The organism is Streptomyces novaecaesareae (genome assembly GCF_000716875.1).
GTDB lineage: Bacteria > Actinomycetota > Actinomycetes > Streptomycetales > Streptomycetaceae > Kitasatospora > Kitasatospora novaecaesareae.
The window spans coordinates 61370-82821 of record NZ_JNWQ01000003.1 but is presented as its reverse complement, the minus strand read 5'-3'; the positions used below and the strand labels follow the sequence as shown (position 1 = coordinate 82821).

The window sequence follows — 21452 nt, the reverse complement described above, 5'->3', positions numbered from 1 at the left end:
AGGAACGCCGGGTCCCGCGCTAACCTCCCGGAATGACTCCGACCGGCCGCTACCGATGGCGCACCCGCGTGCGCAGCCACCTGCCCTGGTTCCTTGCCGAACGCGGGCTGTTCGGGAAGGGCCGCCGGGACTGCGGGGCCCACGAGTGGTACAACCACGACGGCGCCGTCGCCCGCTGCTACCACTGCGAGACGGGCGAGCAGCCCTGGCCCCTCCCTCCCGGCAACGCCGCGCCTCCGACCGGCGGCTGACCGCAACGCCCGTCCCGGGCCGGGCCGGGCCGGGCCGGGCCGGGCCGGAAGTGTCGGGCCGGGCCGGAAGTGTCGGGCGGCGGGCTGCGCTTCGGCCCCGCTTTCCGCGAAACCCTGTCGCACCGGGGCCGCCGTAGGGTGTCGGGCATGATCGGTACGGCGCAGGGTGTACGGGTGGACGTGCGGTGCGAGGGCTGCGGGGGCACCGCCGCCCGCAGCGTCGGGCAGTTCCTGATGTACGGGCGGGAGTTGTGGTGGGACGCCGAGTGCACCTGCCCGCAGTGCGGTGCCACCATGTGCGAGTACTGGGGGCCGGAAGCGACGCCCGAGGACGTCCGCGAGGCGCTGCTGGCCGCCCACGGACCGGCCCGGCTCCGACTCACCGCTCCGCTCACCGACCCGGTGGCAGTACTGCGGGTGCTCCGCGAGCGCCCGGGGACTTCGCTGCGGCAGGTGCGTGAACTCCTCGCCCGGCTAAGGGACTTCTGGCTGAGCGGGACGGCCGTCGAGATGGCGTACTTGCGGGTGCGGCTGGCCGAACGGGGCGTCGTGGCGGAGGTGGCGGACGGCTTCGGCCGGGCGTACCGGTACGTGGGGCCGCCGGAGCTGCGGGCGGCCGGGGTCGGGGCCGGGGCTGGGGCTGGGACAGGAGACGGCCGGGAGGCGCCGTCGGCCGGCCCTGCCGGTCAACCGGTGCGAACGGCGGGCGAGTTCGCCGCCTGGGCGGACGCCCGGACGGACGCCCGGACGGACCTCCGGACGGCGGCGGAGTCGGCGGAGCCGTTCACCTTCGTGGTCGACCTGGGCGGCATGCTGCGGCTCGCTCCGCGCCGTAGCGAGCACGTGGCGTGCGCGGGCGGGGAGCCGGTGCTGAGCGCCGGGGAGATCGGGTTCCGGCGGTCGGGCGGCGGCTGGGAGGTCGCGACGGTCAGCAACCTCTCCACCGGCTACTGCCCTGACACCGCCTCCTGGCCCGCCGTCGCCGCCGCCCTGACCCGCCTCGGCCTGCCACACCCCGGCGCCTTCACGTACGAGGCGGTCTTCCGCCGCTGCCCCCGGTGCGCCGAGTGCAACCTCGTCCGCGAGGAGCACTACGCCTGCGTCTTCTGCGACGCGGACCTGCCGGAGCACTGGAACGTCGATCCGGTGGCGGCGGCCGCGTAACGCCCGGCGCGGCCCCGGGACCGAAACCCGCGTGGCGATGTCGGGCGGTGCCGTTAGGGTCTGTCTTCGAACTCCCGTCGTCCGCCCGCAGGGCGGGCGGGGCGGCGTTGGGGTGCGTGCATCGCAAGGCGGAGGAAGACAGACCCTAAGGTCTGGGGGGTCGGCGCCGGGGAGGGGAAGGGTGGGGTACGTGGGGTGCGAGCAGGTGGTGAGGCTGCCGGGCGGGGTGGTGCACGCGGGGAGCCGGGAGTTCCTGGCGCGGGAGGGGCTGCCGGCCACGGGAGCGTTCCTGGAGTTCGGGGTGCTGCGGCCGTTCCCGGCGGACGCCGAACGGCTGTTCGTCCTCGGGGAGACGGACTACTGCACGCCCTTCGCCGCCGTCGGCAACCTGGTGCTGCTGGACGGCACGACCGGCGAGGTGTTCCTGGACAACGGCGGCCCCCGACGGGACCGGCTGGCCTCCGACCTGACCGCGCTGGCCGCGCTGGTGCGGGAGGTGGAGGCGGTGGCCGAGGCCGCCCGTCGGCCGGAGGCGCTGGACGGGCGGCGCGGGCCTGCGGTGGTGGCCGAGGTGCTGGCCGGTGCCGAGCGGCGGATGCGGGCGATCGATCCCGGGCTGTTCGGCAACGGCGCCACGCCGCCCGCGCACTGGGGCACCGCGCTGCTGGTGCGCGCACTGGGCTGGGGCGCCCTGCCGGGCGGCCCGGACGGGCCCGCGTACGAGGTCGGCCCGGAACTCGTCGCGGAACTCGCGGCGCTGACGGAGCAGGACGACGGGCCCGGTCGGATACACCGCTTCCGGCCCGAGCACCTGCCCGCCACGCTGGTGCACGAACCGACCCGGCGACTGCTGACCGAAGTCGGACTGCCGCTGGGCGGGGCGATGTTCGGGGTGTGCGACGAGCCGCTGACCACCATGGGCGAGGCGTACCCGGAGTACTTCGACGGCGAGGAGGACCGCCCGTACCAGCGCGACTTCATCGCCCTCGGGGACTGGCCGACCGACCTCACGATCGCCCTGGACGGCGCCACCGGCCGGCTGGAGCTGCCGGACTGGTACGACGACGGCCAGCCCGAGGCCTACCTGAACCGCGACCTGTCCGCCCTGCTCTACGCCCTCTGGACGTACGAGCGGCTGCGCGCCGAGTGGGACCGCTGGGACTACGGCCGGGGCCGGGACACCTGGGCGGTGTTCGACCCGCAGTCACTGCTGAGCACGGTGGTGGACCGGCTGGTGGAGGCCGTCGACCCGGAGGCCTTCGCCTCGCCCGGCTGCTCCTGGCGGCTGCTCGCCGAGGACGGGCACATGGGCGGGCTGCTCGGCTGAATCCTGGCGGTGTTGCCGGCGCTGGCGGTGCGGCTCACCGGGCTGACTCGGTCGGCCCGGTCGGCCCCGCCGGTTGGTCGGGCGTTCCGGCCCGGGGGCGACCGCGCCGGTACGCTGCCCTGATGGCGAACATCCGTGCGGCGGCGGGGCGACGTCGACGGGCGGTGCTCCTCGGCGGCGCCGCCGTCCTCTCCCTCGTCTCTGCGGGTGGACTGTACGGCCTGCTGTACGCACGGTCGTTGGGCTACGCCGAGCGCTGCGAGCACGGCCTGGTGCCGGGCGGTGGGCGGCTGCTGGAGACGGGCGCGTCCTGGCTGCCGCCGGACGCCTGGTGTCGGTTCGAGCAGCAGAGCCTGTCCACCACCCCGTTCTGGGCGCTGCTGCTGTTCTACGGCCTGCTGACGGCGGTGGTCTGGTCGGCGACCGGCCTGGTCCGGCTCGTCCGGCCGCGCCCGTACCCGGGGCCCGGGTGGCTGTCGGGGCACGAGCCCGGCTGATCCGGCCCCGGGGCAGCGGCGGGCAGCCGCCGCCGGTGCGGGGACGCGGCTCGTGGGCTCGGGCCCGACCGCCGGCAGCCCCCGGCGGGTACGGAGCGGGTACGGAGCAGGGACAGGAACACCGGCAGGAAGGCCGCCGCCAGGACGGCTCCGCCGAGCCAGAGCGTGGGCCGCAGCCCGAGGGATTCACCGAGGAGCCCGGAGAGCGCGGAACCGATCGCCAGCGCGCCGGTGAGCAGGAAGCGGAAGGTCGCGTTCATCCGGCCGAGCAGCGCGTCCGGGGTCATCCGCTGGCGCAGGCTCACCCCGAGCACGTTGTCCGTGCCGGTCTTGAGCGACACCAGCAGCCAACCCGCCCCCGCCACGAACAACCAGGGCCCACCGCCGATCAGCGGCACCAGCAACCCGGCGGGCGCCGTGCACAGGCCCGCCAGGGCGAGCGTACGGCCGTGGCCGAGCCGGGCGGCGATCAGACGGGCGCAGCGCGAGCCGAGCAGGATGCCGACCCCGCCGACCGCCCAGAACAGGCCCAACACCCCTGCGGGCATGTGCAGTTCACGCACGAACAGCACCGGGAGCAGCGTGTTGACCAGCTGGGAGCCGAGGTTGTTGACCTGCTCACCGAGCTGCGCGACGGCCGCGCCGACCTCGCGGTGGTGGTCCGCGCCGGGGACCGCGCCGGGAGACGGGCCGGAGACGGCCCCGGGGGTGCCACGCGCTCGGACGGGCTGCGGCTGGTCCACCTGCGCGACGACCCGTACCGCGTCGTACTGCCCCGGGGGCACCGGCTCGCCGCCCGGCGCGTCCTCGGCCTGGCCGAACTCGCGGACGAGCCCTGGGTGGGTGCCGAACCGCCCGGCCCCTGCCGGGACATCGTCCGGGTCGGCTGCGAGGCCGCCGGCTTCCGTCCGGCGATCGCGGTGGACAGCGCGGACTACACCACCGCGCAGGGCTTCGTCGCAGCCGGACTGGGCGTTGCACTGGTCCCCGAACTGGGCCTGACCCAGCGCCACCCGGGTGTCTCCGTGCGGAGACTGCGCGATCCGGAACCGGTTCGCATCCTGCACGCCGCCGTACGGGAGGGCGCCTGGGGGCAGCCGGTGCTCGGAGCGCTGGTCGCGGCGCTGCGGGCGGCGGGGGACGTGACGGGCCCCGCATAGGCTGAGCCGATTCGATCACTCGAAGGGACAGGTGAGAGATGCACGGCGCTACGGGGGACCTCTACCGCGCGTTCGCGGAGCGGGAGGCACGCGGCAACTCTGCGGTCTACCAGGACCTGGCCGAACACGTCGCCGAGGACGGGCAGTTGCTCGCACTGCTGGACGGGCTGCCGGCCGCGAAGCGGCAGCCGAACCTGCTGTTCGGTGCCGTCCGCCACCTGGGCGGGCCGGTGACGGCAGGCTGGCCGGCCTTCCACGACTGGGTGACGGCCCACCGGGACGAGGTGTCGGCGACGATGCTGGAGCGGCGGACGCAGACCAACGAGGCGGGCCGCTGCGCCACCCTGCTGCCACTGCTGGCGACGCTGCCGCAGCCGCTCGCGCTGATCGAGGTGGGCGCCTCGGCCGGGCTCTGCCTGTACCCGGACCGGTACCGCTACCGGTACCTCTCTGCGGACGGGACGGCTGGGGCGGAAGGGACGGGCAGGCCGGGCAGGGCGGACGGGGCAGCCCGGACGGCTGGGGCGGCCGCCGTGGTGGCCGAGTTCGGCGCGGCGGGGAGCCCGGTGACGCTGGACTGCACGGTCAACGGGTCGGTGCCGCTCACCGCCTCCCTGCGGGAGCGGCTGCCCGAGGTGGTGTGGCGGGCCGGGATCGACCTCAACCCGTTGGACGTCCGGGCCGAGGAGGACATGCGCTGGCTGGAGTCGCTGGTCTGGCCGGAGCAGGCCCATCGGCTGGACCGGCTGCGCGGCGCCGTCCGGGTCGCCCGGGCCGAGCCGCCGCTGCTGGTGCGCGGCGATCTCAACGCGACGGTACGGGAGTTGGTGGCGCAGGTGCCGGCGGGGGCGACGCCGGTGGTGTTCCACAGCGCCGTCCTCGCGTACCTGCCGCCGGAGGCACGGGAGGAGTTCGCGACGAGCATGCGTGAGCTGCCCGGGCACTGGATCTCCAACGAGGCGGTGTCCGTGCTGCCGACCGTCGCCCGACGCCTCCCCCGCCCGGCCCCGGCCGGATCCGGGCTGTTCGCGCTCGCCCTGGACGAACGGCCGGTGGCCTTCACCGGACCGCACGGGCAGTCCCTGGACTGGTTCGGCGACGCATAGGGCACGTCCGCCCGGGACAGCCCGGGACGGCCCGGTGTGCGTTCGGGCTTGAAGCTGCCGCAGCGGCAGCTTCTACCGTCGTGACCAGGGCCGGAGGAACCGGCCCCGGTCACGACGAACGTGGGGACTCGGAAGTGAGGAGGTGGCCATGGCCTGGCCGATTGCGGAGGTCGCCAGGATGTCCGGGGTGACCGCCCGGACGCTGCGGCACTACGACGAGATCGGGCTGCTGCCTCCGGCCTGGATCGGCTCCAACGGCCACCGCTACTACGAGGAGCGGCAGTTGCTGCAGCTGCAGCAGATCCTGGTGCTACGGGCGCTGGGCGTTGGCCTGACCGAGATCGCCCGGATCCTGGGCGATCAGGTGGACGAGCTGGACGCCCTGCGGGGCCACCACCGACGGCTGCTCTCCGAGCGCGACCGGCTGGACGCCCTGGCCGGCACCGTTTCCCGCACGATCGCCGACCTGGAACGCTCCCGGAAGGACGGCACTCCCATGACCATCAACCGCCCCGAGAACCTCTTCGAGGGCATCGAGCCCGCCGACGTCGACGCGAGCCTGCGCGACTTCCCCGAGCACGCCGAGGCGGCCCGGCGCGCCACCGCCGCGATGAGCCCGGCCGAGATCGAGGCCGGGCAGCGCGAGCGGACCACGCGCATGATCCGCCTGGCAGAGCTGATGGCGGCCGGCCACCCGGCCGACACCGAGCCCGTGCAGAGCATGATCGACGAGGAGTACCGCCTGCTCGGCACGATCCGGTCGGTCCCGGCGGAGGAGTACCTCGCGATCGCGCGGTCCTGCACCGAGAACGAGCGGTGGAGCGCCGCCTACGAGGCCATCGCCCCGGGCCTGGCCGCGTACCAGCGCACCGCCATGGAGGCCTACGCGGCGACGCGGCTGGCCTGAGCCCGGTTGACCTGAGCCCGGTTGGCCTGAGACCCGGTGGTCTGAGGCCGAGCGTGCGGTGGAGGAGGGGCGCCCCTCCCCCGCCGTCGCTGCCCCGCCGTCACTCCGTCCGCAGCGCCGTGACCGTCCGGGTCCGGGCAGCCCAGGTGGCGGGGAGGGCGGCGCCGAGCAGGGCCAGCACCAGGCCGCCGAGTATCAGCGGCCCCACCACCGCCGGGTCGAACACACCGAGGTCCGTCTCGGGCACGCCGATCCCGGCGGCGCGGGCCATCGCGGGCATCACCTGGTGGTGCACCAGGATCCCGATCGGCACCCCGATCAGCCCTGCCGCCAGCCCGCTGCCGCACACCGAGGTGAGCACCATGCCGACGGTCTGCCGGGGCGACATCCCGAGTGCCTTGAGCACCCCGAGGTCGTGGACCCGTTCCCGGGTGTCCAGCAGCACCGTGTTGAGCACTCCGAGCCCGGCGACCACGGACAGCAGCAGGGTGAGCGTCCCCGCCAGGGTGTTCATCGCCAGCACCACGATGTTGATGTGCTGTGCTCCCGGCTCGGCGCTCAGTCCCATCGGCCGGACCACTCCGTCGAGCGCGTTGGCGTAGGCGTTCGCGTCGGTGCCGGGGGTGAGGTCGATGTGGAAGGAGATCGCCTCGGCGGCGACGGCGCCGCCGAGCGGGGCCAGCGCGGCCCGGTCCATGAACACGAAGTCGCCGGTGGTCAGGACCTCGCCGGTGATCCTCGCCGGGGTGGTGCGCCCGTGGTCGGTGAGGGTCACGGTGTCTCCGACCTTCGCCCGGTTGGTGCGGAGGTAGGTGGAGCCGACCACGACCTCGCCGGGGCCGCTGAACCAGCGGCCGGAGACCAGTTGGTAGCCGCTCCACGAGACGTCGCCGGTGAACGCGACCGCCTCGGAGCGACCGGTGTTCCCGGCCAGGGTCACCGGCGTCGGGACGCTGCTGTACCAGGCCCGGGTGCCCGGGCGGGCGTCGATCGCCCGGGCCACGGCCGCCTCGTCCACCTGGTCGGCGGGCTGGCCGGGGCCCTCCATCGGGGCCTCGACCACGACCTTGCCTGCGCGCCCGGCCTCAAGACCGTCCTGGAGCAGGCCGAGCGAGAGCGTCAGGCCGACGCAGAGGGTGACCCCTGCGGTGCCGAGCACCACCGCGGCCGCAGTGGTCGCCGAACGGCCCGGCCGGTTGAGCGGGGTCGCCAGCCCGAGGCTCAGCGCACGCGGCACCGGGAGCCGGCCGATCCCGTTCTGCAGCCCCGCCAGGAGGCCGGCCACCCCGGCCCGGCCCCGGCCGCCTCGACCACCCCGGCCGCCTTGGCCGGCCTGACCGCCTTGGCCGGCCTGACCGCCTTGGCCGACCCGGGCGGCCGCCCGCTTGGCGCCCGGCGCCGTCCGGCCGACCGCGAGCGCCTCCACCGTGCGCAGCCGCCCGGCCCGCAGCGCCGGTACCAGCGCGGTGCCCGCCACCGCGGCCAGGGCCGCGGCCGGGACGGCGAGGTCCACCCAGAACGGGATGCCGAGCAGACCGCCGCGCAGGGCCTTGTGCGCCAGGCCGAGGACCGGGACGGAGAGCAGGTTGCCGCCGAGCACGCCGAGCGCCGTGCCGATCCCGGCGGGGATCAGCGCCTGGCCGAGGTAGGCGCGTGCCACCTGGGCGGGGGTGAAGCCCAGGGACTTGAGGATGCCGATCCGGCGGGTGGCCGCGGTGACGGCGCCGCTGACCACGACGCCGATGATCAGCACCGACATGGCGAGGCCGAGCAGCCCGAAGGCCGTCACGAACGGGACGAAGGTCGAGGCCGTCCGGTCGGCCTCCTCCTGGGCGGGCCGGTAGGAGGTGGCCTTGGTGAGCGCGCCGGGCGGCACCGCGGCGGCGAGCGCGGAACGGTCGGCCTCCACCTCGGTGTCGGTGCCGGCCCGGGCGAAGCGGTAGAGGTACTGGGCGGCGGGCGTGGTGCCGGGTGCGGTCAGCCCGGCGACCTGCTCGGGGGCCACCCAGCCGTCCGCGCTCCAGGAGACGGAGGCGGCGAGGCCGACGACCTTGAGCGTCGGCTGCCCGGGCAGGCCCGGGAACTGCATGCTGTCGCCGACGGCCAGCGGGGAGTGGCCGTCCAGGATCACCACCTCGCCGGGGCCCCGGACCCAGCGGCCGAAGGTGATCCGCAGGCCGTCCATCGGGCCGTCCTGCGCCCGGCCGACCAGTGTCATCGGCGGGAGCGGGCTGCCGGGCGGCGGGATCCTGGTGTCCTCGCCGGAGCGCGGCTGGACGGTGACCGCCGGGTACGGGCCGGCCGAGGCCGTCACGCCGGACGCGTGGCCCGCCGCGGCCAGCTGGGCCGGGCTCGCCTTGGCCGGGTCGTACAGCACGTTGAGGTGCGCGCCGTGCTGGTCGGCGAAGGAGCGCTGGTACGGGCCCTGGGCGGCGACCAGCAGCCCGGCCGCGAGGATGCACGCCGTCACGGACATCATCGTGGTGAGCACCATGACCAGGGTCTGCACCCGCTTGCGGCCCACCCCGGCCCGGACCACCTTGCCGAGCGCGCTCATGCGCCCACCTCCCTTCGCCCCGCGGCGGCGTCCGCCCGCCTGCGCCTTCCCTCGGTTCGCTCGCTCACAGCACTCCCCCGGGCGTCGGCACGGCCGCTGTGTCCCGGACCAGCCGGCCGTCGAGCAGTTCGATCGTCCGGTCGGCGCAGGCCGCGGCGAGCGCGGTGTCATGGGTGACCAGGAGGATCGTCTGGCCCTCCGCGTTGAGCCCGCGCAGCAGGTCGCGGACGTCGGCGGCGGAGGCGGTGTCCAGCGCCCCGGTGGGCTCGTCGGCCAGCAGCAGCGGCGGACGGTTCATCAGCGCCCGTGCCACGGCGACCCGTTGCCGCTCGCCGCCGGAGAGCCGACCGGGGAAGGCCTTGGCGTGCCGGGCGACCCCCAGCCGCTCCAGCAGCTCCCCGGCCCGGGCGCGGGCCTGCTCGCGGCGCATCCCGGCCAGCTGCGCGGGGAGCAGCACGTTGTCCTCCACATTCAGGTCGTCCAGCAGGTTGAAGAACTGGAACACCATGCCGATCCGCCGCCGCCGGTACTCGGCCAGTGCGGCCTCGCCGAGCCGGTGGACGGCCACGCCGTCCACCTCCACCGCGCCCTCGCTCGGGCGGTCGAGGCCGGCGACCAGGTTCAGCAGGGTGGACTTGCCGCTGCCCGAGCGGCCGAGCACGGCCACCGCCTCGCCGGCCCGTACCTCCAGGTCGAGCCCGGCCAGGGCGGGATGGGCGGCGTCGGATCGGTCGTACGTCTTGCTGACGCCGCGGATCCGGATGATCGGCGTGTTCACGGGCCCTCCACGGTTCGGGGTCCGGCACCGGGAGGACCCGGGGCCGGCTGACGGGACATGACGCTACGAATCACGGCGGGGGTGCGGACAGCCGTCTGGACGGCCTCTCCGAGGTGTATCCAGATACACCCCGAACTGGGTGTTCAGGCCTAGAGCGCAGACCGACCCGGCCGGGCAGACTGAGCCACCGAAAGATCGGGACCGGGGTCCGCTGGAGCTCCGGAGCCGAGGGCTGGGAGGCCTCCGAGCGGGGCTCCGGGACGGAGAGGGGGCGCGTGATGACGGCGGGAATGACAGCGGGAGTGACGGCGGAGCCGACAGCGGACGTGACAACGGACGTGCGGACGGGAGTGGTGGGCCGGGTGGCCCGGCGGGTGGGCCGGGCCTGTGTGGACGGGGTGCGCGCCTGGTACGTGGTCACGCTGGCCGTGACGGGCCTGATCGCGCTGCTGGCCGGGCCGATCCTGCTGGCCGCCGCACTGTTCGGCCCCGACGAGTCCCGGCCGTTCGGGCCGGGCGGCCCGTTCATCCTGGCGGTGCCGATGGCGCCGGTCGCCCTCTGGACGCTCTGTTGGGCCACCGGAGGCAGCGGCCGGGCGGTCGGGGCCGCCCTGTTCGCCCCGGGCACGCTCGCGGTGATGGCAACGCACGTCTACGGCGGCGCCGCCCCCGGCGGCCGCTCCGTCTCGCTCTGGCTGGCGCCCTCGCTGCTGGTGCTCTCGCTGTTCGGCGCCCGGTGGATCGCGACGGAGAGCAGGCGGGTGGTCGGGAAGTGGAGCGGGCGGCCGGTCCCGGTGCCGTACCGCCGCGCGCCCGGCGCCGTCGGCCCCTGGCGGCGGCTGCGGGCCGGCGGCTGGCTGACCGACCCGGCGACGTGGCGGGACTTCGCCTGGGCGCTGCTCACCGGCTGCGCGGTGCTGCTCACCGCCGCGATCGTCGTGCTGACCCCGATCGCGCTGGAGGTCTTCGGCCGGGGCGGACTCTTCTTCCCACTGGCCCTCGTCTACGGGATGGGCCTCTGCGCCGCCCCGGCGGCCGCACTGTGGGCCGCCCCGCCGGTCCTGCGGATCCACGAGAAGGCCGCCCGGGCCCTGCTCGGGCCCTCCCGGCGGACCGAACTCGCCCACCAGGTCAGCCACCTGGCCCGGACCAGGGCGGACACCATCGACGCCGGGGCCGCCGAGCTGCGCCGGATCGAGCGGGACCTGCACGACGGGGCGCAGGCCCGGCTGGTGGCCCTGGGCATGCTGCTGACCGTGGCCGAGCAGCTGAAGGACGACCCGGACGCCCTGGGCCCGCTGCTGGCCGAGGCCAGGGAGTCCTCGGTGAAGGCGCTGAGCGAGCTGCGGGACCTGGTCCGCGGCATCCACCCCCCGGTACTCGCCGACCGCGGGCTGGCCGACGCGGTGCAGGCGACGGCGCTGGACCTGCCACTGCCGGTCACCTTCACCGGCGAGCTGCCCGGCCGGGTGCCCGCCCCGGTGGAGTCGGCCACCTACTTCGCGGTCACCGAGCTCCTGGCCAACGTGGTGAAGCACGCGGGCGCCTCGCACGTATGGATCGAGATAGGGCACAGTGACGGGCTGTTGCGGATATCGGTCACCGACGACGGGCGCGGCGGTGCCGACCCGTCCCGGGGCACCGGCCTCAGCGGAACCGAACGCCGACTGGCCGCCTTCGACGGGGTGCTCGCGATCAGCAGCCCGTCCGGTGGTCCGACCATCGCGAACCTGGAGATCCCGTGCGCGTTGTCATCGCCGAAGACCTCTTCCTCCTCCGGGACGGCCTGACCCGGCTGCTGGAGGCCAACGGCATGAAGGTCACTGCGGCGGTCGAGAACGGTGACCAACTGCTCGCCGCGGTGGCCGCCGACCGACCCGACATCGCCGTGGTCGACGTCCGGCTGCCGCCGGGCTTCACCGACGAGGGGCTGCGGGCCGCGCTGGCCGCCCGCCAGGCGCACCCGGGCCTGCCCGTCCTGGTGCTGTCCCAGTTCGTGGAGCAGCTGTACGCCCGCGAGCTGCTCGCCGGCAGCACCGGCGGGATCGGCTACCTGCTCAAGGACCGGGTGATGGACGGCACCCAGTTCATCGACGCCGTCCGACGGGTCGCCCAGGGCGGTACCGCGATGGACCCGGAGGTGATCACCCGGCTGCTCACCCACAACTCCTCGGCCGGGCCGGTCTCCACCCTCTCCCCGCGCGAGCGGCAGGTGCTGGCGCTGATGGCGGAGGGCCGCTCCAACGCCGCCATCGCCCAACAGCTGGTGATCACCGAACGGGCCGTCGCCAAACACACCGCGTCGATCTTCGTCCGGCTCGACCTCCAACCCTCCGACGACGACAACCGCCGGGTGCTGGCCGTCCTGGCGTACCTCAACAACGCCTGATGGAGCCAACGTATTGAAAGGTCACCGACAAGTGGTGGGCGACCCTCCGCTGCAGGGGGCTCGCCCGCCGCCGAACGGGTCATTTAGGCTGGTGACGTGCTCATCCTTGTTCGCCGCCGCCACGTGGACCTGCTCCGCGTGACCAGCATGTCCTGTCGACGCTCCGGCTGAACCTCGCGCCACCCACCCTCAACGGCGGTCCCCACCCGGCCGCCACCACCTCCCGGCCCCCCGGAGCACCAGCCGCACCAGGCGTTTGCTCCGGCCACCCCTCGGTCGACCACCGGGGCCGGTCGGGACGAGACCCAGCGGATGTCACACATGACGCAGCAGTACACGCCCATATCCGAAGCCGGCTCCGGCTCCACCCCGGCGGACGCCCTCCCGGTGATCGACCTCTCGCTCGCCGAGGGCAGCCCGGACGACCGCCGCCGCCTGCACGACGAGCTCCGCGCCGCGGCCACCGGCGTCGGCTTCTTCCAGCTCGTCGGCCACGGCGTCACCCCGGAGGAGACCGCCGCGCTCACGGCGGCCATGCGCGCCTTCTTCGCGCTCCCCGAAGCCGACCGGCTCGCCGTGAGCAACCTCAACTCCCCCCACTACCGTGGCTACACCCGCACCGGCGACGAGCGCACCGGCGGCAGCCAGGACTGGCGCGACCAGCTGGACATCGGCGCCGAGCTGCCCCCGCACGTCCCCGGCGTCGGCGAGCCCCCGTACTGGTGGCTGGAGGGCCCCAACCAGTGGCCCGAGGCGCTCCCCGAGCTGCGCACCGCCGCGCTCGGCTGGATCGACCGCCTCGGCTCGGTCGCCCGGCGACTGCTGCACGAACTCCTCACCGCGATCGGCGCCAGCCCCGACTTCTACGACGACGCCTTCGCCGGCCACCCCCACCTGCGCCTCAAGCTGGTCCGCTACCCCGGCACCGCCCCGGACGGCGCCGGCCAGGGCGTGGGCGCCCACAAGGACTACGGCTTCATCACCCTGCTGCTCCAGGACACCGTGGGCGGCCTCCAGGTCGAACGCCCGGACGGCACCTTCCTGGACGTCCCGCCGCTCGACGGCGCCTTCGTCGTCAACCTCGGCGAACTGCTGGAGGTGGCCACGGACGGCTACCTCAAGGCCACCAGCCACCGCGTGGTCAGCCCGCCCGGCGCCCGCGAGCGCTTCTCCGTCCCGTTCTTCTTCAACCCGCGCCTCGACGCCCACATCGCACCGCTGGACTTCCCGCTCGCCCACCACGCCCCCGGCGCCACCGAAGACCCGGACAACCCCCTCTTCGCCGACTTCGGCCTCAACGAGTGGAAGGGCTACACCCGAGCCCACCCCGAAGTCACCCGCCGCCACCACGCCTCCCTCGCCTGACCCACCCCGAGGCCACCCACGCCCGAGGCCACCCGCGCCCGCCCCCTGACCCGGCCCGGGAGACCCCAGGCGGGTCGGGGGCCCGAGGCGGAACCGGGGCGATCCCCGTACGATGCCCCTGCCCCCAGCCGGACCCCCGGTGGAGGCGGGGGCTTCGGCGTACCGGGCGCCGTCGGCAGTACGGGCGGGAGGGCCTGCGCCCCGGAGGCCCGCCAGCGACCATGGCGACCAAGCCGGCCGGCGACCGGCGGCCCAGCGACCGGCGGCCCGGCGACCGGCGGCCCGGCGGCCCGGCGACCGGCGTGACCAACGTGACCAAGCGACACCACCGGCCGCCCCGAGCGGGGCCGCCAGGTGGTGGCAGCGGGCCGACCGTGCAGTCCGCTGTGGACCGGCACGGGCCGCACTGTCACACTGCTGCTGTCACAGCAGGAGTGTGCCAGCGCGGGAGGCAGCAGATGGGGGAGCACGGCGCCGGGACGGGTGAGGCCCGGCTGACGGTGGACGAGTTGGCGGCGCGGGCCGGGGTGACGGTGCGGACGGTGCGGTTCTACGGGACGAAGGGGCTGTTGCCCCCACCGGAGCTGGGGCCGCGACGGGTGGGGTTGTACGGGGCGGCGCACCTGGACCGGCTGGGGCTGATCGAGGAGTTGCAGCGGCAGGGCCTGACGCTGGCGGCGATCGAGCGGTACCTGGCCCGGCTGCCGGAGGACAGCACGCCGCTGGACCTGGCGATCCACCGGGCGCTGGTGGCGTCCTGGACGCCGGAGACGGCGGAGGAGGTCACCAGGGCGCAGCTGGAGCGGCGGGCCGGGCGCGGGCTGTCGGAGGAGCAGGTGGAGCGGCTCGTCGCGATGGGGGCGATGGAGCGCACCTCCGATCCGGAGGTGTTCCGGGTGGATCCGGGCCTGCTGCCGCTGGGGGTGCGGATCCTGGACGTGCCGATCCCGTTGGAGACGCTGCTGGCGGCCCGGGCGGTGGTTCTGGAACACAGCCGGGCGACGGCACGGGAGTTGCAGCGGCTGTTCCGGGAGACGGTGTGGAAGCCGTACCGGGAGAGCGAGCCCGAGCCGGCGGAGCTGGCCCGGATGAAGGCGCTGACGGACCACATCCAGCCGATGGCGGCGCAGGCGCTGGTCACGGCGTTCCAGCGGTACCTGCGGGAGGAGCTGGGTGAGGCCGTGCGGGGCACGGCCTCACCCGGGTGACGGGGCGTCAGTCGCCGAACGTCCGCCCCTCGGCCGCGATCCGCTCCAGCAGCGCCGGCGGCGCGAACCGCTCGCCGTACGCGGCGGCGAGTTCGCGGGCGCGAGCCGCGAAGCCGGCCGGGCCGCCCTCGTACCCGTTGATGTACTGGAACACGCCGCCGGTCCAGGCCGGGAAGCCGATGCCGAGGATGGAGCCCACGTTGGCGTCGGCGACCGAGGTCAGCACGCCTTCCTCCAGGCAGCGCACCGAGTCCAGGGCCTCGCTGAACAGCATCCGCTCCTTGAGGTCCTCGAAGGGGACGGGGGCCTCCTCGGGCCCGAAGGCGCTCAGCCCCGGCCAGAGCCGCCCGCGCTTGCCGTCCTCGCCGTACTCGTAGAAGCCCGCGCCGCCGCTGCGCCCCGGGCGGCCGAACTCGTCGACCATCCGGTCGATGACCGCGTCCGCCGGGTGCGGCGTCCAGGTGCCGCCGACGGCCTCCACCGAGCGCCGGTACTCGTCACGGATCTTGCGCGGCAGGGTGAGGGTGAGCTCGTCCATCAGGGAGAGCACCTTGGCGGGGTAGCCGGCCTGGGCGGCGGCCTGCTCGATGCTGGACGGGTGGATGCCCTCGCCGACCATGGCGACGCCCTCGTTGAGGAACTGGCCGATCACCCGCGAGGTGAAGAAGCCGCGCGAGTCGTTGACCACGATCGGGGTCTTGTCGATCTGCCGGACCAGGTCGAAGGCGCGGGCCAGGGCCTCGTCGCCGGTCTGCGGGCCGCGGATGATCTCCACCAGCCGCATCTTGTCGACCGGCGAGAAGAAGTGGAGGCCGATGAAGTCGCCGGTGCGCCGGACGCCTTCGGCGAGCAGCCCGATCGGCAGGGTGGAGGTGTTGGAGCAGAGCAGCGCGTCGGGGGCGACGACGTCCTCGATCTCCTGGAACACCTTGTGCTTGAGTTCGGTGTTCTCGAAGACCGCCTCGATCACGGTGTCGCAGTCGGCCAGGTCGGCGGCGTCGGCGGTGGGGGTGATCCGGGCCAGCAGTTCGTCGCGCTTGGCCTCGGTGGAGCGGCCGCGCGCCACGGCCTTGGCCAACAGCCCTTCGGAGTAGGCCTTTCCGCGCTGGGCGGCCTCGATGCTCACGTCCTTGAGCACGACCTCGATGCCGGCCTTCGCGCAGGCGTAGGCGATGCCGGCGCCCATCATCCCGGCGCCGAGCACGGCGACCTTGCGGACCGGCCGCTTCTCGATGCCCTTGGGGCGCCCGGCACCGGAGTTGACCGCCTGCATGTCGAAGAACAGCGCCTGGATCATGTTCTTGCTGGTCTGGCCGCAGGCGAGTTCGGTGAAGTAACGGGCCTCGATCACCATCGCGGTGTCGACGTCCACCTGGGCGCTCTCCACCGCGGTGGCCAGGACGTTGCGCGGGGCCGGGTAGGGCGCGCCGTTCAGCTGCTTGCGCAGGTTGGCGGGGAAGGCGGGCAGGTTGGCGGCGAAGGCCGGGGTCGCGGGGGTGCCGCCGGGGATCTTGTACCCCTTGACGTCCCAGGGCTGGACGGCGGTCGGGTTGGCCTCGATCCAGGCCCTCGCCCGGGCGGTCAACTCCTCGGGGGTGTCGACCAGTTCGTGCACCAGACCGTGCTCCAGGGCCTGCGCGGGGCGGTACTGGCGGCCCTGCAGCAGGAACTTCAGCAGGGCGTCGGTGATGCCGAACAGCCGCACCGTACGAACCACTCCCCCGCCGCCCGGCAGCAGGCCGAGGGTGACCTCGGGCAGGCCGATCCGGCTGGCCGGGGTGTTCAACGCGACCCGGTGGTGGCAGGCGAGCGCGATCTCCAGACCGCCGCCGAGCGCGCTGCCGTTGACGGCGGCGACGACCGGCTTGCCGAGGGTCTCCAGCGTGCGCAGCGCGCGCTTGATCCGCATCGACTTCTCGAAGACGGCCTCGGCGTCCTCGGGGCGGGCGGCGGAGAGCATCCGGAGGTCTCCGCCGGCGAAGAAGGTCTTCTTGCCGGAGGTGACGACGACGCCGCGCAGCTCGTTCGCGGCGGCGAGGCCGGCCAGTCGCCCGACGACGGTCTCGAAGTCGGCGGTGAAGGCCTCGTTCATGGTGTTGACGGACTGGGTGGGGTCGTCGAGGACGAGGGTGACCACGCCGTCCTGGTCCTGCTCCCAGCGGATGGTGGTGGTGTCGCTCATGGGTTCACGGTCTCCAGAATTCGCGGGGAGGGGGTCAGACGCGCTCGACGATGGTGGCGATGCCCATGCCGCCGCCCACGCAGAGGGTGATCAGGCCGTAGCGCAGGTCGCGCCGCTCCAGCTCGTCGATCACGGTGCCGAGCAGCATCGCGCCGGTGGCGCCGAGCGGGTGGCCCAGGGCGATCGCGCCGCCGTTGACGTTCACCTGGTCGGCGCGGAAGCCGAGTTCGCGGATGAAGCGGAGTGCGACGGCGGCGAAGGCCTCGTTGATCTCGACGAGGTCGATGTCGGCGGCGGTGAGCCCGGCCTTGGCGAGCGCCTTGCGGGTGGCCGGGGCGGGGCCGGTGAGCATGATGGTCGGCTCGGAGCCGGAAACGGCGGCGGAGACGATCCGGGCGCGCGGGCGCAGCCCGTACCGCTCGCCGACCTCGCGGTTGCCGATGGCGACCAGCGCGGCGCCGTCCACGATGCCGGAGGAGTTGCCCGCGTGGTGGACGTGGTCGATGGCCTCCACCCAGTGGTACTTCTGCAGGGCGACGGCGTCGAAGCCGCCGGCCTCGCCGATCGCGGCGAACGAGGGCTTGAGGCCGGCCAGGGTCTCGACGGTGGTGCCGGGGCGGATGAACTCGTCGCGCTCCAGCACGACCAGGCCGTTGCGGTCGCGCACCGGGACCACCGAGCGGTCGAACAGGCCGTCCGCCTGGGCCTTGGCGGCGCGGGCCTGGGACTCGGCGGCGAAGGCGTCCACGTCGGTGCGGGAGAAGCCCTCGATGGTGGCGATCAGGTCGGCGCCGATGCCCTGCGGGGCGAAGTTGGTCTCGTACGCGGTCATCGGGTCGGCGAACCAGGCGCCGCCGTCGGAGGCCATCTTGACCCGGGACATCGACTCCACGCCGCCGGCCAGCACCAGGTCCTCCCAGCCCGAACGGACCTTGGCGGCGGCCAGGTTGACGGCTTCCAGGCCGGAGGCGCAGAAGCGGTTCTCCTGGACGCCGGCCACGGTGTCCGGCAGGCCGGCCGCGACGGCGGCGATCCGGGCGATGTCGGAGCCCTGGTCGCCGACCGGGCTGACCACGCCGAGCACGATGTCGTCGATCGCGGCCGGGTCCAACTCGGGGAAGCGGCGGCGGATTTCGTGGATCAGGCCGACGACCAGGTCGATCGGCTTGGTGCCGTGCAGCGAGCCGGTGGCCTTGCCCCGGCCGCGCGGGGTGCGGATCGCGTCGTAGACGTACGCTTCGGTGGTCACGATGGGAGTGCCTTTCGGGGCGGGGGGCTTGGCGTCGAACTTGGCGGGGAGGCTTGGCGTCGGACCCGACGGAAGAGCCAGGTCAGGAGCCAGGTCAGGAGTCAGGAGTCAGGAGTCAGGAGTCAGCCGAGGATGGAGCGGCCCACGATCTCCTTCATGATCTCGGTGGTGCCGCCGTAGATCGTCTGGATGCGACCGTCGGTGAACGCCCTGGCGACCGGGAACTCGCTCATGTACCCGTAGCCGCCGTGCAGTTGGAGGCAGCGGTCGGCGGTGCGCTTCTGCAGTTCGGTGGCCCACCACTTGGCCATCGAGGCGTCGGCCGGGGTGAGCGCGTAGCGGTTGTGCTCGGTGATGCAGCGGTCGACGAAGGTCCGGGTGACGGCGCACTCGGTGGCGAGTTCGGCGATCTCGAAGCGGACGTGCTGCAGCTTGGCGAGCGGGCGGCCGAAGGCCTCGCGCTGCTTGACGTAGTCGGTGGTGATCTCGACCAGGTACTCGGCTCCGGCGATCGCCGCGGCCGCGATGGTCAGCCGCTCCTGCGCGAGGTTCTGCATCAGGTGGAGGAAGCCGCCGTTGAGCTCGCCGAGCAGGTTCTCCTTCGGGACCCGGACGTCCTCGAAGAACAACTCGGCGGTGTCCTGGGCCTTCTGGCCGATCTTGTCGAGGTTGCGGCCACGCTCGAAGCCGGGCGTGCCGCGCTCGACGGCCAGCAGGCTCAGCCCGTGCGCGCCGCCCTCCGGGGTGGTGCGGGCGACCACGATCACCAGGTCGGCGAGGATGCCGTTGGAGATGAAGGTCTTGGCGCCGTTGAGCAGGAAGTGGTCGCCCCGGTCGACCGCCTGGGTACGGATGCCCTGCAGGTCGGAGCCGGTGCCGGGCTCGGTCATCGCGATCGCGGTGATCAGCTCGCCGGAGCAGAAGCCGGGCAGCCAGCGGCGCTTCTGCTCCTCGGTGCCGAGCGAGGTGAGGTAGGGGCCGATGATGTCGTTGTGCAGGCCGATCGCGAGGCCGGAGGCGCCGGCCCGGGCGAACTCCTCGGCCAGCACGGCGGCGTAGCGGAAGTCCGGGGCGCCGCCACCGCCGTACTCCTCCGGGACGGCGATGCCGAGCAGGCCCCGGCGGCCGGCGGCGAGCCAGACGGAGCGGTCGACGATGCCCGCCTTCTCCCAGCGGTCGTAGTGCGGCAGCACCTCCTTGGCGAGGAAGGCCCGGACGGTGGCCCGGAAGTCGTCGTGCTGCTCGGTGAAGATCTCGCGCTGCAACGCTACTCTCCTTGTTCTGCTGCGGAGTCGGGGCCGGAGGAGTCAGGGCCGGAGGGGCCGGACACGTCGGGGCCGGAGGGGCCGGACACGTCGGGGCCGGAGGGGCCGGACACGTCGGGGCCGGAGGAGCCGGAGGAGCCGGAGGAGCCGAGGGACGGCACGCCCCAGTCCCGGGCCACCTCGGCGGTGTCGGCGCCCGGCCGGGCCGGTGGGCGGCGCAGCGCGCCGGGGGTGGCGGAGAAGCGTGGAGCCGGGGCGGGTTGGGTGACGCCGTCCGCCTGGACGTACGTCCCGCGCGCGGCCAGGTGTCCGTCCGCAGCGGCCTGACGCATCGTCAGCACCGGTTCCACACAGGCGTCGGAGCCGGCGAAGACGGCCTCCCACTCGGTCCTGGTCCGGGTGGCGAAGCGGGCGGCGATCCGGGCGCGCAGTTCGGGCCAGCGGGCGAGGTCGTACTGGCCGGGCGCGTCCGGGCCCAGGTCCAGCAGGCGGGCGAACTCGGCGTAGAAGCGCGGTTCCAGTGCGCCGACGGCCAGGTGCCCGCCGTCGGCCGCCCGGTAGACGGCGTAGAACGGCGCGCCGCCGTCGAGCAGGTTGACGCCCCGGCGGTCCTGCCAGTGGCCGGCCGCGAGCAGGCCCCACAGCATGCTGCCGAGGTGCGCGGCGCCGTCCACGATCGCCGCGTCCACGACCTGGCCGGTGCCGGTGGCCCGGGCGTGGTGGAGCCCGGCGAGCAGGCCGACGACCAGGTAGAGCGACCCGCCCGCGTAGTCGCCCAGCAGGTTGGCGGGGATCCCGGGCGCCTCGTCGGCACCGCCCGGCGCGGCCACCATCCCCAGCACCCCGGCGACCGCCGCGTACCCGAGGTCGTGCCCGGCGGTGGCGGCTCTCGGGCCGTGCTGCCCCCATCCGGTCATCCGCCCGTACACCAGTGCCGGGTTGCGCGCCAGGCAGGCCTGCGGGCCGACGCCGAGCCGTTCCGCGACGCCCGGCCGGTAGCCCTCGATCAGCAGGTCCGCCCGCTCGACCAGGTCCAGCACCTGCCCGGGCCCCTCGGGCGACTTCAGGTCGATCAGCACCGAGCGCTTGTTGCGGTTGGTGAGGTCGTGGGCCGGATCCGTGCCGAGCGGTGACGGCTCCGGCCGGTCCACCCGCACCACGTCCGCTCCGAGGTCCCCCAGCAGCATCGCCGCGAACGGCCCCGGCCCGATCCCGGCCAGCTCCACCACCCGCACACCCGCCAACGGGCCGCCGGTGCCCGGTACACCTGTTGCGTCACGCACTGGCCGCAGAACCCTTCAGGGTGTGACAGTAAAGCTGTAACACTCGGGATGATAGAGAAGCGACCCGCCGGTAACAAGACCTCCGCACCCACCCCGCCCCGGCCGGACCTGCGGGCGGGAAAATCACCGGACAGCCGTTCACGTAACGGCCTAAGGTACGAATCAGCTATTACCAGTATGACCGGCGACAACGGCCATCACGAGTGACAACCGGGGGAAGCACCATGACCACCGCCCAACAGCACACCGCCCGCACGGTCGTCACCACCTCCGCGCGGCTGGTGCTCACACAGCCGCGGCAGGAGGACGTCCAGGCGCTGTTCGCCGTGCACGGCGATCCGGAGACCAACCGGTACAACCCGCACGGGCCGCAGCGGGACCTCGCGCAGGCGCAGGAGATGCTGGACGGATTCGTGGCCGACTGGGCGCGGGACGGGGTCGGGTACTGCGCCGTGTCGACGCGGGAAGAGCCGGAGGCGATCATCGGCTACGCCGGGCTCTACCTGCACACGCTCGACGGGGAGCCGGTGTTCAACCTCTACTACCGGTTCCGGCCGTCCGCCTGGGGCAAGGGGTACGCGGCGGAGGCGGCCCGGGCGGCGATGGCGGAGGCGCTGCCGCGCTTCCCCGGGATCCCGGTGATCGCCCTGATCCACCCGGACAACCTGCCCTCCCGCCGGCTCGCCGAACGGCTCGGGCTGGTCGCGGACCCGGACGGGCGGGTCGACGACGAGGGCCGGCTGATCCACCGCATGGCCTGAGCC

General features: G+C 74.1%; 19 protein-coding genes. 12 read left to right on the top strand and 7 right to left on the bottom strand.

Features of this window, described 5'->3' with window-relative positions; all coding sequences use genetic code 11:
* Window positions 1–32 precede the first annotated feature (32 nt).
* From OP86_RS02100 to OP86_RS36365, 4 genes are all read left to right on the top strand, one after another.
* A complete protein-coding gene (locus OP86_RS02100) occupies window positions 33–251 on the top strand; it encodes a hypothetical protein (protein WP_030057045.1) in 219 nt (72 codons plus the stop codon).
* Between the two features lie 147 nt (window positions 252–398).
* Window positions 399–1415: a hypothetical protein gene (locus tag OP86_RS38985; protein WP_324604081.1), complete on the top strand. Its 1017-nt coding sequence runs from the start codon at window positions 399–401 to the stop codon at window positions 1413–1415.
* A gap of 181 nt (window positions 1416–1596) precedes the next feature.
* Window positions 1597–2742 carry an SUKH-4 family immunity protein gene (locus OP86_RS33240; RefSeq protein WP_030057043.1) on the top strand — a complete coding sequence of 382 codons (1146 nt, stop codon included), beginning with the start codon at window positions 1597–1599 and terminating at the stop codon, window positions 2740–2742.
* A 122-nt stretch (window positions 2743–2864) separates the two neighbouring features.
* Complete coding sequence (locus tag OP86_RS36365; protein ID WP_157849644.1) at window positions 2865–3239, top strand: hypothetical protein; 375 nt, start codon at window positions 2865–2867, stop codon at window positions 3237–3239.
* Here OP86_RS36365 and OP86_RS37670 read toward each other — a convergent pair.
* Window positions 3131–3811 (bottom strand): MFS transporter, encoded by a 681-nt coding sequence (locus tag OP86_RS37670; RefSeq protein WP_324604082.1) that lies wholly within the window; start codon window positions 3809–3811, stop codon window positions 3131–3133. The genes OP86_RS36365 and OP86_RS37670 overlap by 109 nt on opposite strands.
* Here OP86_RS37670 and OP86_RS37665 point away from each other — a divergent pair.
* The 3 genes from OP86_RS37665 to OP86_RS02070 all read left to right on the top strand — a co-directional run bounded on the left by OP86_RS37665 (window position 3788) and on the right by OP86_RS02070 (window position 6412).
* Window positions 3788–4399, top strand: coding sequence for a LysR substrate-binding domain-containing protein (locus tag OP86_RS37665; RefSeq protein ID WP_324604083.1), 612 nt, complete (start codon window positions 3788–3790; stop codon window positions 4397–4399). The two genes, OP86_RS37670 and OP86_RS37665, sit on opposite strands and share 24 nt — an antisense overlap.
* A 38-nt stretch (window positions 4400–4437) precedes the next feature.
* Window positions 4438–5505 (top strand): DUF2332 domain-containing protein, encoded by a 1068-nt coding sequence (locus tag OP86_RS02075; RefSeq protein WP_030255705.1) that lies wholly within the window; start codon window positions 4438–4440, stop codon window positions 5503–5505.
* 148 nt (window positions 5506–5653) lie between these two features.
* Window positions 5654–6412, top strand: coding sequence for a MerR family transcriptional regulator (locus OP86_RS02070; protein WP_030057039.1), 759 nt, complete (start codon window positions 5654–5656; stop codon window positions 6410–6412).
* Between the two features lie 100 nt (window positions 6413–6512).
* Here the strand turns inward: OP86_RS02070 and OP86_RS02065 are convergent, their stop codons facing one another.
* A complete protein-coding gene (locus tag OP86_RS02065) occupies window positions 6513–8969 on the bottom strand; it encodes an FtsX-like permease family protein (RefSeq protein WP_030057038.1) in 2457 nt (818 codons plus the stop codon).
* Window positions 8970–9033: 64 nt separating this feature from the next.
* Window positions 9034–9747, bottom strand: a complete 714-nt coding sequence (locus OP86_RS02060; protein ID WP_063832270.1) for an ABC transporter ATP-binding protein — start codon at window positions 9745–9747, stop codon at window positions 9034–9036.
* A gap of 326 nt (window positions 9748–10073) precedes the next feature.
* On the opposite strand from OP86_RS02060, the gene OP86_RS02055 reads away from it, so the two are divergent.
* From OP86_RS02055 to OP86_RS02040, 4 genes are all read left to right on the top strand, one after another.
* Window positions 10074–11537 (top strand): sensor histidine kinase, encoded by a 1464-nt coding sequence (locus tag OP86_RS02055; RefSeq protein ID WP_234434789.1) that lies wholly within the window; start codon window positions 10074–10076, stop codon window positions 11535–11537.
* Window positions 11489–12136 (top strand): response regulator, encoded by a 648-nt coding sequence (locus OP86_RS02050; RefSeq protein WP_030057035.1) that lies wholly within the window; start codon window positions 11489–11491, stop codon window positions 12134–12136. The genes OP86_RS02055 and OP86_RS02050 overlap by 49 nt, the downstream gene beginning before the upstream one ends.
* Window positions 12137–12457: 321 nt before the next feature.
* Window positions 12458–13501 (top strand): isopenicillin N synthase family dioxygenase, encoded by a 1044-nt coding sequence (locus OP86_RS02045; RefSeq protein WP_051829557.1) that lies wholly within the window; start codon window positions 12458–12460, stop codon window positions 13499–13501.
* Between the two features lie 458 nt (window positions 13502–13959).
* Window positions 13960–14709, top strand: a complete 750-nt coding sequence (locus OP86_RS02040) for a MerR family transcriptional regulator (RefSeq protein WP_051829556.1) — start codon at window positions 13960–13962, stop codon at window positions 14707–14709.
* 7 nt (window positions 14710–14716) lie between these two features.
* On the opposite strand, the gene OP86_RS02035 is transcribed toward OP86_RS02040, so the two are convergent.
* From OP86_RS02035 to OP86_RS02020, 4 genes are all read right to left on the bottom strand, one after another.
* On the bottom strand, window positions 14717–16891 hold the full coding sequence (locus tag OP86_RS02035) for a 3-hydroxyacyl-CoA dehydrogenase NAD-binding domain-containing protein (protein WP_030255717.1): 2175 nt from the start codon (window positions 16889–16891) through the stop codon (window positions 14717–14719).
* 34 nt (window positions 16892–16925) lie between these two features.
* The gene (locus OP86_RS02030) at window positions 16926–18140 is read right to left on the bottom strand and encodes an acetyl-CoA C-acetyltransferase (protein ID WP_030057029.1); all 1215 of its coding nucleotides are present in this window, start codon (window positions 18138–18140) and stop codon (window positions 16926–16928) included.
* A 122-nt stretch (window positions 18141–18262) separates the two neighbouring features.
* Complete coding sequence (locus OP86_RS02025) at window positions 18263–19405, bottom strand: acyl-CoA dehydrogenase family protein (RefSeq protein WP_030057028.1); 1143 nt, start codon at window positions 19403–19405, stop codon at window positions 18263–18265.
* Between the two features lie 2 nt (window positions 19406–19407).
* Window positions 19408–20697, bottom strand: a complete 1290-nt coding sequence (locus OP86_RS02020; RefSeq protein WP_418952583.1) for a CaiB/BaiF CoA transferase family protein — start codon at window positions 20695–20697, stop codon at window positions 19408–19410.
* Between the two features lie 215 nt (window positions 20698–20912).
* Between OP86_RS02020 and OP86_RS02015 the strand changes: the two genes are divergently transcribed.
* Window positions 20913–21449 (top strand): GNAT family N-acetyltransferase, encoded by a 537-nt coding sequence (locus OP86_RS02015; protein WP_030057026.1) that lies wholly within the window; start codon window positions 20913–20915, stop codon window positions 21447–21449.
* Window positions 21450–21452 lie beyond the last annotated feature (3 nt).